Annotated in this window: 13 protein-coding genes and 1 rRNA gene; 11 read left to right on the top strand and 3 right to left on the bottom strand. The window is 63.7% G+C overall.

What is annotated here, in order from left to right:
* Positions 1-40 precede the first annotated feature (40 nt).
* Positions 41-155: ribosomal RNA gene (gene rrf / locus BN1119_RS11910) — 5S ribosomal RNA — on the top strand.
* A gap of 195 nt (positions 156-350) precedes the next feature.
* Entirely contained in the window at positions 351-1,328 is a 978-nt protein-coding gene (locus BN1119_RS11905) for a bile acid:sodium symporter family protein (protein WP_041998076.1), read from the top strand.
* Positions 1,329-1,385: 57 nt separating this feature from the next.
* Here BN1119_RS11905 and ovoA read toward each other — a convergent pair whose 3' ends face one another.
* Together ovoA and priA are read right to left on the bottom strand one after the other, a co-directional pair.
* The gene (gene ovoA / locus BN1119_RS11900; RefSeq protein ID WP_041998074.1) at positions 1,386-3,533 is read right to left on the bottom strand and encodes a 5-histidylcysteine sulfoxide synthase; all 2,148 of its coding nucleotides are present in this window, start codon (positions 3,531-3,533) and stop codon (positions 1,386-1,388) included.
* 167 nt (positions 3,534-3,700) lie between these two features.
* Complete coding sequence (priA, locus tag BN1119_RS11895) at positions 3,701-5,908, bottom strand: primosomal protein N' (RefSeq protein ID WP_041998096.1); 2,208 nt, start codon at positions 5,906-5,908, stop codon at positions 3,701-3,703.
* Positions 5,909-6,055: 147 nt separating this feature from the next.
* On the opposite strand from priA, the gene rpmE reads away from it, so the two are divergent.
* From rpmE to BN1119_RS11880, 3 genes are all read left to right on the top strand, one after another.
* The gene (gene rpmE, locus BN1119_RS11890; RefSeq protein WP_041998072.1) at positions 6,056-6,271 is read left to right on the top strand and encodes a 50S ribosomal protein L31; all 216 of its coding nucleotides are present in this window, start codon (positions 6,056-6,058) and stop codon (positions 6,269-6,271) included.
* Between the two features lie 117 nt (positions 6,272-6,388).
* Positions 6,389-7,822, top strand: a complete 1,434-nt coding sequence (locus BN1119_RS11885; protein ID WP_041998070.1) for a DUF2867 domain-containing protein — start codon at positions 6,389-6,391, stop codon at positions 7,820-7,822.
* Between the two features lie 182 nt (positions 7,823-8,004).
* Positions 8,005-9,249 (top strand): malic enzyme-like NAD(P)-binding protein, encoded by a 1,245-nt coding sequence (locus BN1119_RS11880; RefSeq protein WP_041998068.1) that lies wholly within the window; start codon positions 8,005-8,007, stop codon positions 9,247-9,249.
* A gap of 108 nt (positions 9,250-9,357) precedes the next feature.
* Here BN1119_RS11880 and trmA read toward each other — a convergent pair whose 3' ends face one another.
* Positions 9,358-10,461, bottom strand: coding sequence for a tRNA (uridine(54)-C5)-methyltransferase TrmA (gene trmA / locus BN1119_RS11875; protein WP_041998066.1), 1,104 nt, complete (start codon positions 10,459-10,461; stop codon positions 9,358-9,360).
* Between the two features lie 172 nt (positions 10,462-10,633).
* Between trmA and BN1119_RS11870 the strand changes: the two genes are divergently transcribed.
* The 6 genes from BN1119_RS11870 (at position 10,634) to BN1119_RS11845 (ending at position 15,681) form a co-directional block, all read left to right on the top strand.
* Complete coding sequence (locus tag BN1119_RS11870) at positions 10,634-11,785, top strand: DUF5610 domain-containing protein (RefSeq protein ID WP_041998064.1); 1,152 nt, start codon at positions 10,634-10,636, stop codon at positions 11,783-11,785.
* Positions 11,786-11,929: 144 nt separating this feature from the next.
* A complete protein-coding gene (locus BN1119_RS11865) occupies positions 11,930-12,532 on the top strand; it encodes an ATP--cob(I)alamin adenosyltransferase (protein ID WP_084205431.1) in 603 nt (200 codons plus the stop codon).
* Between the two features lie 97 nt (positions 12,533-12,629).
* Positions 12,630-14,312 carry an HAD-IIIC family phosphatase gene (locus tag BN1119_RS11860; protein WP_041998093.1) on the top strand — a complete coding sequence of 561 codons (1,683 nt, stop codon included), beginning with the start codon at positions 12,630-12,632 and terminating at the stop codon, positions 14,310-14,312.
* The gene (locus tag BN1119_RS11855) at positions 14,305-14,529 is read left to right on the top strand and encodes an acyl carrier protein (RefSeq protein WP_041998062.1); all 225 of its coding nucleotides are present in this window, start codon (positions 14,305-14,307) and stop codon (positions 14,527-14,529) included. The genes BN1119_RS11860 and BN1119_RS11855 overlap by 8 nt, the downstream gene beginning before the upstream one ends.
* On the top strand, positions 14,526-15,290 hold the full coding sequence (locus tag BN1119_RS11850; protein WP_041998060.1) for an AAC(3) family N-acetyltransferase: 765 nt from the start codon (positions 14,526-14,528) through the stop codon (positions 15,288-15,290). The genes BN1119_RS11855 and BN1119_RS11850 overlap by 4 nt, the downstream gene beginning before the upstream one ends.
* Positions 15,280-15,681 carry a VOC family protein gene (locus BN1119_RS11845; RefSeq protein WP_041998058.1) on the top strand — a complete coding sequence of 134 codons (402 nt, stop codon included), beginning with the start codon at positions 15,280-15,282 and terminating at the stop codon, positions 15,679-15,681. Before BN1119_RS11850 ends, BN1119_RS11845 begins: the two co-directional genes overlap by 11 nt.
* Positions 15,682-15,683 lie beyond the last annotated feature (2 nt).

The raw sequence follows: 15,683 nt of genomic DNA, 5'->3' as shown, positions 1-15,683 counted from the left end.
CTCTGGGTATCAGCACCATTATTAAGTAGTAAAGCTTTTGCCTGACGGCAATAGCGCCGTGGAACCACCTGATCCCATGCCGAACTCAGAAGTGAAACGCGGTAGCGCCGATGGTAGTGTGGCATTCGCCATGCGAGAGTAGGACACTGTCAGGCACCTATTTAGAAGAGGCCTCCCATTCGGGAGGCCTTTTTGCTTTCTGCCCCCTAGCTCCTTCTCTCATTCTGGCTGCGTTATCCTCTTCTCTTTTCCACCCTGACCGGGTGGAGTAAGCTGAGCCCTTCTCACCCGGGCCATGCCCCTGCCTTCTCGCTTCATCCGGGATGAAGCGACTCTGATGGAGACTGTTTGTGCGCCTTGATCCCTTTACCTGCGTGCTGATCCTGGTGGTCACCCTGGCCTCTCTCTTTCCCTGTGAAGGTCAGATGGCCGTCTGGTTTGGGCTGCTGACCAAGCTGGCGGTGGCACTGCTCTTCTTCATGCACGGCGCCAAGCTGTCGCGCCAGAATCTGCTCTCTGGTCTGGGCCACTGGCGGCTGCATCTGGTGGTGATGGCCAGCACTTTCGTGCTGTTTCCCTTGTTGGGGCTTTTGCTCACGCCACTGGTTCCTCAATGGGTGAGTCCGGCCATTTATCTGGGTTTTCTCTATCTCTGCGCCTTGCCGGCAACGGTGCAGTCGGCGATTGCCTTTACCTCAATGGCCGGCGGCAATGTCTCGGCGGCGGTATGCAGTGCCTCGGCCTCCAGCATACTGGGTATCTTCCTTTCTCCCGTACTGGTGGGCCTGATGATCGATGTGCAGGGTGCCGAGGTGGACACCTGGCACTCCATCCAGGCCATCATGATGCAACTGATGCTGCCCTTCGTGGTGGGTCACCTTTCCCGCCCTCTGATCGGGCGTTGGGTCGACAGTCACAGGCCGCTCATCGGCAAGCTGGATCAGAGTTCCATCCTGTTGGTGGTCTATGTGGCCTTCAGCGAGGCCGTGGTGCAGGGGATCTGGCATCAGGTGGGTTGGTACGATCTCGCCAGCATAGTGCTGCTGAGTTGCGTATTACTGGCCCTGGTGCTGGGCTGGAACATCTGGATCAGTCGGCGTCTCGGCTTTTGCCGGGCAGACGAGATCACCATCGTCTTCTGCGGCTCCAAGAAGAGCCTGGCCAATGGGGTGCCCATGGCCAACGTCATGTTCCCGGCCGCCAGTGTCGGTGTCATGGTGTTGCCGCTGATGATCTTCCACCAGATCCAGCTGATGGTGTGTGCCGTGCTGGCCCGTCGCTACCGCGAGCAGGAGGCCGTGCTCCAGGTCTCGAGCCAGGAGGAGTAAGACGCCCGGATAAAAGAGAGGGAGGCCATGGGCCTCCCTCTTGCGTTTGCCGCCCGGTCAGCGTTTGCGCCAAACGGTGAGCTGGGCCACCGTGTGCTGGTGTTTGCGGGCCGTCTCGCGAATGACGAAGGGGATATCCCTGGGTGAGGCCAGCTCCTCGAACTCGGCCGCCAGCAGTCGCTGCAGTGCCTGGTAGGTGGTCAGGGCCTCGCCATTCTCCCGTACGCCCCCGAGCCAGTTGGCCTTGGGGGTGTAATCTTCCAGCCAGGTGTAGGGGCTGGTCAGCAGCAGCAGGCCGCCGCTGCGCAGGCGAGGGGCGATATCACGGAGGAAGCGGGCGGGCTCCCGCAACCGGTCGATCAGGTTGGAGGCGAGCACCAGATCGTAATGGTCGTATTTGGGTTTGAGGTTGCAGGCATCCCCCTGGCTGAAATGGATGCGCTCTGCCTGGGCTGGGCCCAGATCGTGCTGGGAGAGCCGCGCCTCGCAATACTCCATCAGGTCTCCCTCCAGCGTCATGGCGTAGCGGAAGCTGTCCTGTTTCGCGAGGCTGAGGGCGACATCGATGAAGCGGGCCGAGTAGTCCACCCCGTCCACATGCTGGAAGTGGCGAGCCAGCTCGAAGCTGGCGCGGCCGGTGGCACAGCCGATATCCAGCGCGCGCTGATGGTTCGGGCAAAGCTCGCAGGCGATCTCTGCCAGGGTCCTGGCGTAGTTGGGTACACCGAAGCGGGTTGGTCCGTACTGGAAATCGAGGTATTGCGCCACGAGCGCGTCGGTTTCGTAAGGGTTCACTGGCATGGTTTCCTGATGGCGGGATACCAGGTAGCGGAAGCCCGCATGCTGGAAAAAGTGGCGACGAAAGGCATAGCGGGATGATTTGAGCGCCTCGTTGCCGGTGGAGATCCAGCTTCCCCCCTTGATCAGGGTGTGCTTGCCGTCGAAGGTGGGGGTGGAGAAGTCATCGTAGAGGGGGTGCACCCGAAAGCCTTCGAAGCCATCGATGGCGCTACTGGTCCACTGCCAGACGTTGCCGACCAGATCGCAGAACTTGCCCTGGGGGAAGAGATCCACCGGGCAGGGAGAGGCGAAGCCGGCCAGGTTGATGTTGCCGGGCGCCCTGTGCCAGTCGGGCTGATCTCCCGGTACTCCTTCTCTGAGCAGAGCCCACTGGGCCTCGCTCGGCAGCTGGATGGGCAGTCCGGTCTGGGCCGACTTCCAGCGACAGAAGGCGGCGGCCTCGAGCTGGTTTACCTCGACGGGCCAGTCCCAGGGCATGGTCACGACCTCCGTCATCAGTCGCAGCTGCAACCGGTCTGGGTCGGCAGGGTCGCCGAGCCAGAAGCTGGGCATCTGGGCCCTGGCAAACTGGTTCCAGCCCCACCCCTCCTGATCCCACCAGGTTGGTGTCTGATAACCGCCATCCCGCACGAAGGCGAGATATTCAGCGTTGCTGACCAGCAGTCGGCTGGCCTGAAACGCCTCCAGCTCGATCCGGCGATGACCATATTCGTTGTCCCAGCCATAGGTATCGTCACGCTTGCCCAGCTCGACTGTGCCTCCCGACACCGGCAGCAGTGTATTGGCTGGCACCTCGTCTCGTTGGTGGCGCGCCTGCCGGCAGGGAGGCCAGTGAGGCTGCTCGCGTACCCAGGCCAGGGGCAGCTGGCGGATCAGCACGCTCGAGGTCTCGAGATGGATCCGCTCGTGCTCCACCCCCATCAGGATGACCCAGGCCGGGCTCTGCCAGTCGATGGGCAGGGTGATGGGCATGCGGGTGATGACCTCGATGACGCGGCTGCGCACCTTGGCGCGGTAGGCCCGCAAGCGCTCGACCGAGGGCCAGTCATAGTGCGCCTCGTCCAGGTCGTCCCAGCTCATCTCATCGACGCCGATGGCGACCATGGCCTCGATCTGGGGGTCGATGCGCTGGTCGATGAGGCGGGCGGCCAACAGCTTGTTGATGAAGAAGGCCGCTGTGTGGCCGTAGTAGAAGATGAGGGGGTGGCGCAGGGAGATGGCCTTGTTGAACCAGGCTCTGGGGTCGGCCAGGCAATCGAACAGGCTGTCGTAGAGATCGAAGGTCTGGCAGAAATAGCCGAGAAGTTCGCGGCGCTTGGCTTCCGGGTCCGTCCCGCTCAACAGCGGGGTGCGGGTCGGTTCGGGCAGCTCGCCGGCGGCGGTGCTGAGGCTGGCTGGGATCACGCTCTGACTCCTTGTCTGGATTGGCTACTCGAAAGAGAGCTATATACGTATCAGATGTCAGTAATGGGTCAATCGATTGAGCAAACTCACCACAGGGGTGGTGTCGGCCCTTGAGCATAGTCAATGGGTGACGGGGCCGGCGTCCACCCGGTCCCACCGAGCCGGACTCAGCTCAGCTCGGTAGGGTCGATATCCAGGCTCCAGCGCACCTTCCTGGTCTCGGGCCAGCCCTCCAGCTCCTGCACCGCCCAGTCAAGCAACTGGGCCAATGGCGCCCGGCTGGGCCCCTGCACCAGCAACTGCATGCGAAACTTCCCGGCCTTGCGCTCCATGAAGCCGCTGATGGGGCCCAGCACCTGCACCTGGGGATAGCGGGCGCTGCGCAGGGTATCGGCGAGACGGGCGAGAAACAGCTGCACCTCGTCCCGGCCGTTGGCCTCGGCACGGAACAGCCCCTGATGGCTGAACGGCGGCAGCCCCAGCAGGCGGCGCTCCTTGAGCGCGGTATCGGCGAAGTGGCCGTAGCCGTTCTGGGTCAGATCCTGCAGCAGGGCGTGTTCCGGATGGTGGCTCTGCAGCACCACCAGCCCCGGCTTGCTGGCGCGACCGGCCCGGCCCGCCACCTGGGTGTAGAGCTGGGCCAGTTTCTCGGCGGCGCGAAAATCGGCGGAAAACAGGGCGCCATCCACATCCAGCAGACCCACCAAGGTCACATCCGGGAAGTGGTGCCCCTTGGCCAGCATCTGGGTGCCAATCAGGATCTTGTACTTGCCTGCCTTGATGTCGCCGAGGTGGGTCTCCAGCTCCCCCTTGCGACGGGTGTTGTCCCGATCGATGCGCACCACCGGATATTGGGGGAAAACGGTCGTGAGCAGTTGTTCCAGCTGCTCGGTGCCGACCCCGGAGCCGATGAGCTCGCTGCTGCCGCACTCCGGGCAGTGGTGGGGCAGGGGACGCACGCTGTCGCAGTGGTGGCAGTGCAGCCGCCGTCCGGCCTGATGCCAGGTGTACCAGGCATCGCAGCGCTCGCAGGCGGCGCTCCAGCCGCACTGGTGGCAGATGAGGGCAGGGGCATAGCCACGGCGGTTGAGAAACAGCATCACCTGATTGCCCGCCGCCAGATGCTCCGCCATCAGCTGCTCCAGCTGGGGGGAGAGGCCGGCCTGCAGCCGCACGCTCTTGATATCCAGGATCACCTGGCGGGCGGTCTGGGCGTTGCCGGCACGCCGGGTCAGGCTGAGGTGGTGATACTTGCCGCTGCGGGCGTTGTGCAATGTCTCCAGGGACGGGGTCGCCGAGCCGAGCAGGATGGGGATGCCGGCGCGATGGGCCCGCATCACGGCGAGATCCCGCGCGTGGTAGCGAAAGCCGTCCTGCTGCTTGAAGGAGCCGTCGTGCTCCTCGTCGATGATGATGATGCCGAGGTTGTGAAACGGGGTGAACACCGCGGAGCGGGTACCGATCAGGATGGCGGCGCCGCCGTCGCGACAGGCCAGCCAGGCATCGAGCCGCTCCCTGTCGTTCATGGCGGAGTTCATGGCCACCACGGGCACGTTGAAGCGGCGCCGGAAGCGATTGATGGTCTGGGGGGTGAGTCCTATTTCCGGCACCATCACCAGGGCCTGCCTGCCCGCCTTGAGCAGGGGCTCGAGGATGCTCAGGTAGACCTCTGTCTTGCCGGAGCCGGTGATGCCGTCCAGCAGGAAGGCGCCGAATCTGTCGCTCTGGCTGGTGACGGCGGCCACCGCCAGCGCCTGCTCGCCGTTGAGACGCAGTCCCTCTCCCGGCTCAAAATGAGTGGCCCAGTCGCCGTCATGGCTCGGCTCCAGACTGCGCTTCTCCAGCAAGCCTTTCTTCTCCAGCGCGGTGAGGGTGGCGCTCGAAATTTCCTCCTGCTTGAGGGCAGACGGCGTCTGCGGCCCCTTGCGCAGCAGGGCGAGGGCCTGCTGCTGCTTGGCCGCCCGCTTGAGCTCGTTCAGATCCAGGGTCATGCCCGCCTCGGTGGCGAACCAGAACTCCAGCTCCCGGTAGGCGGCGGGCTCCCCCTTGCGCACCAGCACCGGCAGGGCGTGAGGCAGCACTTCCCCCAGCGGATGCTGGTAGTAGCTGGCACTCCAGGCCATCAGCGCCAGTATGTCGGGCCCGAGCACAGGAACCGTGTCGAGTACCCGCTTCAAGGGCTTCAATTTGGCGCGTGGCACCAGGCTCTCGGCCGGGTGATCCACCACCAGACCGACCAGTGTCTGGGGGCCGAACGGGATCTCGACCCGGCAGCCGGGAGCGGGCAGGGGGAGGGGTGAGAGATAATCGAAATGGCGGCGGAGGGGAACCGGCACTGCGACACGAACCAGATCAAGCGTTTGCGATGAATCCACCAAAGATTGCCTATTTTTTCTGCGAAGCCACTTGCCTGCCATCAGGCATTTCCTATATTATTCGCAGCCTTTGAAACTGTGTTCAACAATCGTGTGGTGTCCGACAGAAGATCGGATAGCGACACGGCCTGATAATTGAGGTTGTCCATGAAAGCTGGTATCCATCCCGAGTACGTAGCCATCACCGCCAAGTGCTCTTGCGGTAACGTCATCAACACTTTCTCTACCCTGGGTAAAGATCTGAACCTGGACGTGTGCTCCGCGTGCCACCCCTTCTATACCGGCAAGCAGAAAGAAGTGTCTAGCGGCGGCCGTGTAGACAAGTTCAACAAGCGTTTCGGTGGCCTGACTGCCAAGAAGTAATTCTACTTCTGACGAATTCTGAAAAAGGTGCCCATCGGGCACCTTTTTTGTTGCCCGGCGTTCTGTATCGGGCCGGATTGCCCTAAGGTGGGGGTTCAGCCAAGGGGAGAAGCACGCATGCGTACATGTCTGGTCATGGGGGCCGCCGGGTATATAGGTTCCCACCTGGTGCCCTATCTGCAGGAGGCGGGTCACAGGGTGATCGCCGGGGCGCGCCACCCCTGCCGCCTGCCCGCCGGGGTCGAGTTTCGCCTGGCCGATGTGCTCAAGCCAGACAGCCTGCCCGCAGCCCTGGCGGGAGTGGATACCGTCTTCTATCTGGTCCACGCCATGGGGGCAGGAGCCAACTTTCATCGCCTCGAGCAGCAGGGGGTGAAGAATTTCGCCGCCGCTGCCCGCGCCACCGGGGTACGACGCATCATCTATCTGGGTGCCATTCAGCCCAAGCAGTGCAACAGCCGTCACCTCAACTCCCGCCGCCACTGTGGCGAGCTGTTTCGCGCCTCCGGGGTGCCGACCGTGGAGCTGAGGTCTGGCATCATCATAGGCCCTGGCTCCGCCGCGTTCGAGGTGATGCGGGATCTGGTGTTCAACCTGCCCATGATGGTGACCCCCAAGTGGGTTCGCTCGCGCACTCCCCCCATCGCGCTGTCCAATCTGTTGCACTATCTGGGCGGGCTGGTGGATCTCAACGGGGTGGATGGCCAGGTGCTCAACGCCGTGGGTCCCGAGCTGCTCAGTTACCAGCAGCAGTTGCAGACGTTCGCCGCCCACATCGGCAAGCGCTGTCCCATCATCCCCATCCCCTTGCTGACGCCGCGCCTCTCCGCCTGGTGGTTGCAGTTTGCCACCTCTGTGCCCCAGCCCATTGCCAAGGCGCTGGTGGGGGGGCTCAAGCACGACATCCCGGCGGATGACGGTCCCTTGCGGGCCCTGCTGCCCCAGCACCTGCTCGGCTTCGACGAGGCGCTGACGGAGAGCCTGGCCCTGGAGCAGACGCTGGGTGCCGAGCAGCAGGGGGAGGAAACGCCCCTGGGGCTGCGCTGGCGCCATCCCGAGTATGGTTTCTATGACAGGGTCGCTTCTGGCAGCGCGCTCTCTCTGGCGCCGCCAGAGGCGCTCTGGCAGGTGCTGCAAGGACTGGGAGGAGAGCAGCGTTACTTCTACATGAACAGCCTCTGGGCCATCCGGGAGTGGATGGATGCCGCGGTGGGTGGCCCGGCCCTGACCCGGGGGCGCACCAATCCGGATCGCTTCGTGAAGGGGGACATGCTCGACTCCTGGCAGATCATCGGCGTCGAAGAGGGGCGCCGCCTGGCCTTGCTGTTCAACATGAGAGCGCCAGGCGTGGGGCGGCTCGAGTTCATCATGGCGCCGGAACCCTCAGGCCTGACCCGGATGACGATCAGGGCCCACTGGCATCCTCAGGGCGCCTGGGGACTGGCTTACTGGCTCGCCATGCTGCCGTTCCACCTCTTCATCTTCCAGGGGATGACGGAGGCGATCGCACGCCAGGGGGAGGCACTGGTCGGTATTCCTGTGATGGACTGAAACTACATATACCACCAAGGGGTTAGTTTTCGTCAGCACACAACTCTGTTGAGTGGCCGCTTAACAGCGAATTGGCGATATTTTCTGCTGGGAAAGCCCGGGGCTTTTCTTTATGATCCTAGCCCCTCGCCTCAGGCGAGCCACCCTTTCCCTACTTATTCAAATATTGCCTCGGGGTCCCCATGTCCGATCTGCGTCAGCAAGCGCTCGATTATCACGCCCAACCCATTCCCGGCAAGATTGCCATCGCCCTCACCAAGCCCGCCGAGACCGCCCGCGATCTGGCACTGGCCTACAGCCCTGGCGTGGCCGAACCGGTGCGCGAGATCGCCGCCAACCCGGATGATGCCTACCGTTACACCGGCAAGGGCAACCTGGTGGCCGTCATCTCCAACGGCACCGCCATCCTGGGGCTGGGCAACCTGGGGCCGCTGGCCTCCAAGCCGGTGATGGAGGGCAAGGCCCTGCTGTTCAAGCGCTTCGCCGGCATCGACGCCATCGACATCGAGGTGAAGCACGAGACCAGCGCCCAGTTCATCGACACGGTCGCGGCCATCGCCGACACCTTCGGGGGCATCAATCTGGAGGATATCAAGGCCCCCGAGTGCTTCGAGATTGAGCGGGCGCTGATCGAGCGCTGCGACATTCCCGTGTTCCACGATGACCAGCACGGTACTGCCATCGTCACCGCCGCCGGCCTGCTCAATGCCCTGGAAGTACAGGGCAAGCTGATCGGCGACAGCCGCATCGTCTGCATGGGGGCGGGGGCCGCCGCCACCGCCTGCATGGACCTGCTGATCACCTGCGGGGCCAAGCCGCACAACATCTTCATGCTGGACCGCCAGGGGGTGATCCACAGCGCTCGTACCGATCTCAACCAGTACAAGCAGCGTTTCGCCAACGACACCCCACTGCGCACCCTGATGGATGTCATCGACGGGGCCGACGTGTTCGTCGGCGTCTCCGGCCCGGACGTGCTGCCCGCCGAGGCGGTGGCCCTGATGGCCCCCAACCCGGTGATCTTCGCCTGCTCCAACCCGGACCCCGAGATCAAGCCCGCCCTGGCGCACTCGGTGCGCGGTGATCTCATCATGGGCACGGGTCGCTCCGATTATCCGAACCAGATCAACAACGTCATCTGCTTCCCCTTCATCTTCCGCGGTGCGCTGGATGCCCGTGCCAGCCGCATCAACGACGCCATGAAGGTGGCGGCGGTGGAGGCGATCCGCGCCCTGGTCAAGGAGCCGGTGCCGGCCGAGGTGCTGACCGCTGCCGGGGTGGAGACGCTGACCTTCGGCAAGGATTACGTCATTCCCAAGCCGATGGATGCCCGCCTGTTGCCCCGGGTGGCCCGCGCCGTGGCGCTGGCGGCGGTGGCATCCGGTGTGGCCCGCATCGCCCTGCCGGCAGACTATATGCAGGAGTGACAGGGCGGGGTCAGGGTGAGCGACACCCAGATCCGCCGCCAAACGGCATGAAAAAGGGGCCCCATCATGGGGCCCCTTCTCGTATGGGGACTCGGGCCGCTGGGCGTGTCAGCCCTTGCGACGCAGGTAGACACCCGCTTCCATGTGATGGGTCCAGGGGAACTGGTCGAACAGGGCGAGCCGTGCCACCTCGTGGGTCTGCCCCAGGGCCTGCATGTTGTCGATCAGGGTGTCCGGATTGCAGGAGATGTAGAGGATGTTGTCGTACTCCTGCACCAGGCGGACCGTGGCCTCATCCAGGCCGGCGCGGGGCGGATCGACGAAGATGGTGTTGCATTGGTAACCGGCGAGGTCTATTCCCTCCAGCCGGTTGAAGCTGCGCTCGCCGCGCATCGCCATGGTGAACTCCTCGGCGGACATGCGCAGTATGATGAGGTTGTCCACCCCGTTGGCGGCGATGTTGTACTGGGCCGAAGCCACGCTCGGCTTGGCGATCTCGGTGGCCAGCACCCTGCGAAAGTTCTGGGCCAGGGCGATGGAGAAGTTGCCGTTGCCGCAGTAAAGCTCGAGCAAGTCCCCTTCGCTACCTCGGGTCACGTCCAGGGCCCAGCCCAGCATCAGCTGGTTAATCTCGGCGTTGGGCTGGGTGAAGCTGTTCTCCACCTGCTGATAGATGAGCTCGCGCCCCTGTACCTTGAGGGTTTCGACCACGAACTCGTCCCCCAGGCAGATCTTCTGCTTGTGGGCGCGGCCAATGATGCGCACGTCGAAGCCCTGGGCCTGCAGGCTGGTTCTCAGTCCTTCGGCTGCGGCCTGCCAGTCGCCATCGAGACGGCGATGGTAGAGCAGGGTGATGACGAGCTGACCGGAGAGGGTGGAGAGATAGTCTATCTGGAACAGCTTGAAGCGCAGCGCCTTGACCGGCCGCAGTTCGTCCAGCAGGGGTTGCATCACCCGGTTGATCAGGGCGCTGGCGGCCGGGAACTGATCCACCCGGATACGCTGGCGGGTCTCCTGATCGAACATCACATGATAGAGATCGTCATCCTCGTGCCAGAGGCGGAACTCGGCGCGCATCCGGTAGTGCTCGGCGGGAGAGGCGTGAACCTCGATGGCGGGGGGATTGAAGCCGGCAAACAGGGCCTGAAGGCGCTGCGCCTTGGCCGCCAACTGGGCCTGATAGGCGGCCGGGGTTCGCTCGGATGGGGTCATGACATACCTCTGATGCACGCCGGCGGGGCCGGACAGAAACCTGGGGGTGACTCAAGGCCACCCAAAGGGGCCTGATTTTAAAAGTCAGGGGTAGATTGTCCAGTTTTTTATGGTCAAGAAGTCGCCAGTCAGGCCGATAAGCGGCTAACTGGAATTGCACGAGGAGCAGGGGATGCGGCTAGATGGCGTGGGGGCAGGTCAGCCCAAAGGGATGAAAGGGGAGGCGCGCAGCGACGAGGTGCGCCACGGCAGGGAGAGCGAGGCCGGGGGCAAGCCTGAGCGTGCGCGCGAGACTGGCGGCAAGGGGCTGGACGAGGAGGTGATCCTGAGCCGGGCGCCCCGCTGGGCCCAGGCCCTGGTACAGCAGGCGTTGCAGTTCCACCTGCAGCTCAACGGCAAGGGCTATCAGGCGCCCAGGGCCGAGCCGCCGGAGGAGATCACCCCGCAGACCCTGTTTGACTTCCAGGCGGTGGCGGACAATGTGCTGCAGTTCGTCAGCGGCCGCCTCGGCGCGGCGCGGGCCGACGGCAAGTCCGATGACCAATTGACCGAGATGATGGCCCAGGCCCGCAAGGGGGTGGAAATGGGCTTCGCCGACGCGCGCAAGCAGCTTGGCGACACGGCGACCGACAACGAGGACGTCAAGACCGGCATCGATCAGAGCTACAAGCTGATCCAGCAGGGGCTGGACGAGTTCGAGCAGACCTTCTTCGGCCAGGTGTCCGATCTGGACATGAAGTCGGCGGAGATGGCCAGTCGCCAGCAGGGGATCCTGGAAATAGAGACCAGGGAGGGGGACAAGGTGCTGCTGCGCTTCAATGACAGCTGGCAGCTCAAGTCACGGGAGCAGGGGGATGCGAGCCAGTTCAGCCTCAAGCTGAGCCAGAACTTCAGCTTCTCCCTCGAGGGGAACCTGGGGGATGCCGAGCTGGCGGCCATCGGCGATCTGGTCAAGGGGCTCGACTCGCTGGCAGACAGCTTCTTCCACGGCAAGCTGGATCAGAGCCTGGATGCCGGTCAGTTGCCCGGGCTGGATGACGGTCAGCTGGTGGCCTACTCCCTGCGCCTCAAGCAATCGAGTCGGCTGGGCCAGCATTATCAGGGCAACAGCGCCTTGCAGCAGAGCCTGGCGCCCCTGGCGGACTATCTGCCCAGGCTGGCCGACTGGCAGCAGCAGGCCGACGGCGTGCTGGCGCAGGGTCAGCAGCAGGCGCTGACCCCGGCCGTGCTGGCGGCGCGGGGCGATGACGGGGAACAAGGCGCCCGTTTCGCCGCCACCAACCGCCGTCTGCTCGATGCCTACCGTCTATTGGGAACGGTCTGAGCCCGGATGACCCCACCGTTGCCGGCTGGATATCTATCGTCTGCCTGGCACGGTAGCCGCCCTGCCTTTGCCGGTCGGGCGCGCCTGTTTGCCTGAGGCGCCCCCGGCTGGCACACTGCGACTTTCCCCGCGAGCGAGAACCCCATGGATCAGCAGCCCGAATCCGGCCCCGACGAGGCGCAGGCCAGCGCCCCTGCCGCGCGCCAGCGCAGCCACAAACGCCCGAAAGACATACGGGAGCTCTGCTACCCCTTCATCTACGAGACCCAGTTGCAGTGCGACTACGAGATAGCGACCGACGAGCTCTGCTGCCAGGTGGGGGTTGTCATGGCCATGCTGCCGGCGCCCCCCGGCGAGGGGGAGGCGGCCATCCTCGCCGATCTCGATACCCTGCAACGGCTCATCTACAACCTCAACGGCTCGGTACGCGGCAGGCTCGGCATCTTCGAGGCGGATCTGGACTGGCTCAAGGGGCGTTACGATCACTACAACGAGGCGAGCCGCGGCCGGGTGACCGGTTTCGTGCTGCCCCGAGGCCCCCAGCCGATCCCGGCCCTGCACCTGTGCCGCTGCGCCAGCAAGAAGGTGGTGCGCCTGCTGGTGCGCCTCGAGGAGAGCGGTGTCGGCTATGACCCCATACTGGCCCGGTTCGCCAACCTGCTGGCGAACTTCTTCTTCGTGCTCACCGTCTACCTCAAGCAGGCCTGGAATGTGCCCGAGGTCCCCTACGTCAGCATCAACTACTGATGGGTATGGCTAACATGGCTTTTTATGTTGATAAGTATCAAAGACAATGATGCAACTCGATTTTTCGGGAGATGCCAATGATTGAGTGGAGGAGGTCATCTTTATGATTCATCTCAGTGGCAGCTCATTCTTGATGCCGGGCAACCTGGCGTGGCGAACCCTGGCTGAATATGGCGAGGTGCAGGTAGCCCCCCATGGCCAGTGGTTGCAGGTCTTGATGAACCAGCCCGTCGATGCCGCTCCCCAGACCCACATCATTGTCTGGTTGTGGGAGGATCTGGTGCCCACCCGGACGCTGCTGGCATGGGGGCGCTTGCCGGAAGAGGAACAACAGCTGGCGGTGGCCGCCTTCGTGCAATCACTCTGCCAGCCTCTCTCGTTGCATCTGCAACGCCGCCCGCAGGACCATCTGCTGGTCGGGGCATGCAGCCATGCGCCGCTCTCCGTATACGGCCCGGTGCCAGGCGCGCTGGCTCTGCTGGCACGAGAATTCGAACGGCAGCTTGCCTGCCTGCGACAGCAACAGCCCGGTCTGGATGACCTGCACTTGCCACTCTGGCTGCAACAGCATGGCCGCCAGCACTGTTTCGATCGGCGCAACCTCTATCTGATGTCCTGCCCCTTCTCCATGGCCGGTCTGGCCAGTCTGGCGCAGTGGATGACCCCCTTGCTGCAGCGGTTGCAGCGAGCCGCCCACAAGGTGCTGGTGCTCGATTGTGACAACACCCTGTGGGGCGGCGTGGTTGGCGAAGACGGGGTCGGTGGCGTCCTGCTGGGGCAGGACGGGATGGGGCGACTCTACCAGGCCTTCCAGCAGGCGGCCTGTCATTGGCACGAACAGGGCATCATGCTGGCGCTCTGCTCCAAGAATCTGGCCGATGATGTGTGGCAACTGTTTGATGAACACCAGGGCATGGTGCTGGCCCGTCATCACATCGTTGCCGCCGACATCGGTTGGGGGCCCAAATCCCAGGGGCTGCGGCGACTGGCTGCACGGCTCAATGTCGGGCTGGACAGCCTGGTGTTCTGGGATGACAGCGAACTGGAGCGGGCCGAGGTGCGGGCCAACTGCCCCGAGGTGATGGTGGTCACCCCTCCGGCCGACCTCTGGACATGGCCGGATGCCCTGATGACGCTGCCAGCCCTGTGCAGTCGCCACCAGAGCCGGGATGACGGCCTGCGCCAGCGCTCCTATCAGGCGCAGGCTCAGGCAGAGGTGGAGCTCCGACAACTGGGGGATGAACACGCCTTCTTGCAGCTGCTGGCATTGCATGGTGGCTGGCAGCCGCTCTCCTCGGGCAATCAGTTGCGAGCCGAACAGCTCAGCCAGAAGACCAATCAGTTCAATCTTTCTGCCCGTCGCTATCAGGCGGCAGAGCTGGCCCGACTGGCTACCGAAGGGGGCGAGGTCTGGCTGGCCAGCTTGCGAGACAAGTTTGCCGATCATGGCATGACGGCCCTGCTGGTGGTACGCCCGCTCGATGACGGCAAGGTATTGCTGGATACCCTGGCCATCAGTTGCCGGGTGCTGGGGCGTGGCTTTGAGTACTGGCTGTTGGCACAACTGGCGAGCCGTTTGCTCGCGCAAGGAGTGACGGAGCTGGTCATCAGTCTGGTTGCCACGGAACGCAATCAGCCGGCACGGGATTTTCTGGCGACCCTGCCAACCCGGCCGATAACCACTCCAGCAGGATTGATACCGCTGGTGGATGAGGTGTTTCTCAGTCTGGATCTTCCTTCTCTTTCTCTCCCGTATTTGGAGTTTTACGCCAATGAATGAACTTATCGCGCTGGTACGCCAGCAGTTCCCCCAGGCCAGCATCAACGAGCAGTCAGCCCTCGGCAGTTTTCCCGAGTGGGATTCTCTGGGCCACTTCAACCTGCTGTTGCTGATCGAGCAACACTATGCCGTGCGTTTCGAACCGGATGAGTTGGCCGAGCTGAAAAGCCTGGATGACATCAGACAGGCTCTGCTTCGCAAAGGAGTCGCCGTGTGAAGCAGGCGCTCGAGCAGGTGCTGACCGAGCTGGGCCTCCCGAGAGGGGGGGCGCTGATGGTGCACTCGGATGCCATGGTGGTGGCCCAGTTTGCCGGCATGGGCAACGCGGCGGGCATCACCGCATTCTGGACATGCCTCGAGCAGTGGCTGGACGGTCATCTGCTGGTGCCGACCTTCAGCTACAGTCCGATGGCTGGAGAGTGCTTCGATCCTGCACTGACCCCGAGCAAGGTGGGGCTGATGACGGAGCTGTTCCGGCAGCGCGAAGGGGTGGTGCGCACGCGGGATCCCATTTTCAGCATGGCGATCAGCGGCCCTGAGGGGCCAGCGCTGGTGGCCAGGGAGTGTCACGACTGTTTCGGTCAGGAGAGCCCGTTCGGCTGGCTGGCGGAGCAGGACGGTTGGCTGCTGGGACTGGGTTGTCACCCTGACCGCATCACCTTCACCCACTACGTAGAGCAGCGGCTTGCCGTTGCCTACCGCTATCACAAGCTGTTCGAGGGGCAGGTGTGCGTTGACGGCACCTTGCGCGACTGGCAGGCCGACTATTATGTGCGCGATCTGACGCTGGCCAGCGAGATCGACCTTTCCCGTCTGGTGGCCGTGCTGCAGGAGCGGGGCGCCTGGCGCCAGGCGCTGTGCCAGCGGGTGCCGGTCTGGGCGGTATCGTGTCGCGATTTCATGCGGGCCGCCGATGACTTGCTGACGATGGCGCCATATGCCTTGATCCAGGCGGGAGGAGAACCCCATGCAGTTTGATCACATCGGACTGGTGGTGCCTGACTTGGCCAGCGGTGAGGCTTATTGCCGCGACGTGCTCGGGCTGAGCCACTTCTCGGTGGCGGTGGAAGACCCGCTGCAACGGGTCTGGGTTCAGTTCGTGCATGATGACCATGGCCTGTGTTACGAGCTGGTCGCCCCCGCAGGTGAGGAGAGCCCGGTGACCCAGGTGCTCAAGAGCCGGCGCAATGTGATCAATCATCTTGCCTATCGGGTGGCCAGTCTGCCGGAGAGCGCCGCCAGACTGCGTGAACAGCGTCACCTTCCCCTGGGGCCCAGCCAGCCTGCCATCGCCTTTGGTGGGTCTCATGTCCAGTTTTTTCTAAGCCCGCTGGGGCATATCGTCGAGTTGATTGAGGGAATCGTGTGATA

It is taken from the genome of Aeromonas bivalvium, assembly GCF_000819765.1.
Lineage (GTDB): Bacteria > Pseudomonadota > Gammaproteobacteria > Enterobacterales > Aeromonadaceae > Aeromonas > Aeromonas bivalvium.
This window is presented reverse-complemented; position numbering and strand designations above follow the sequence as displayed.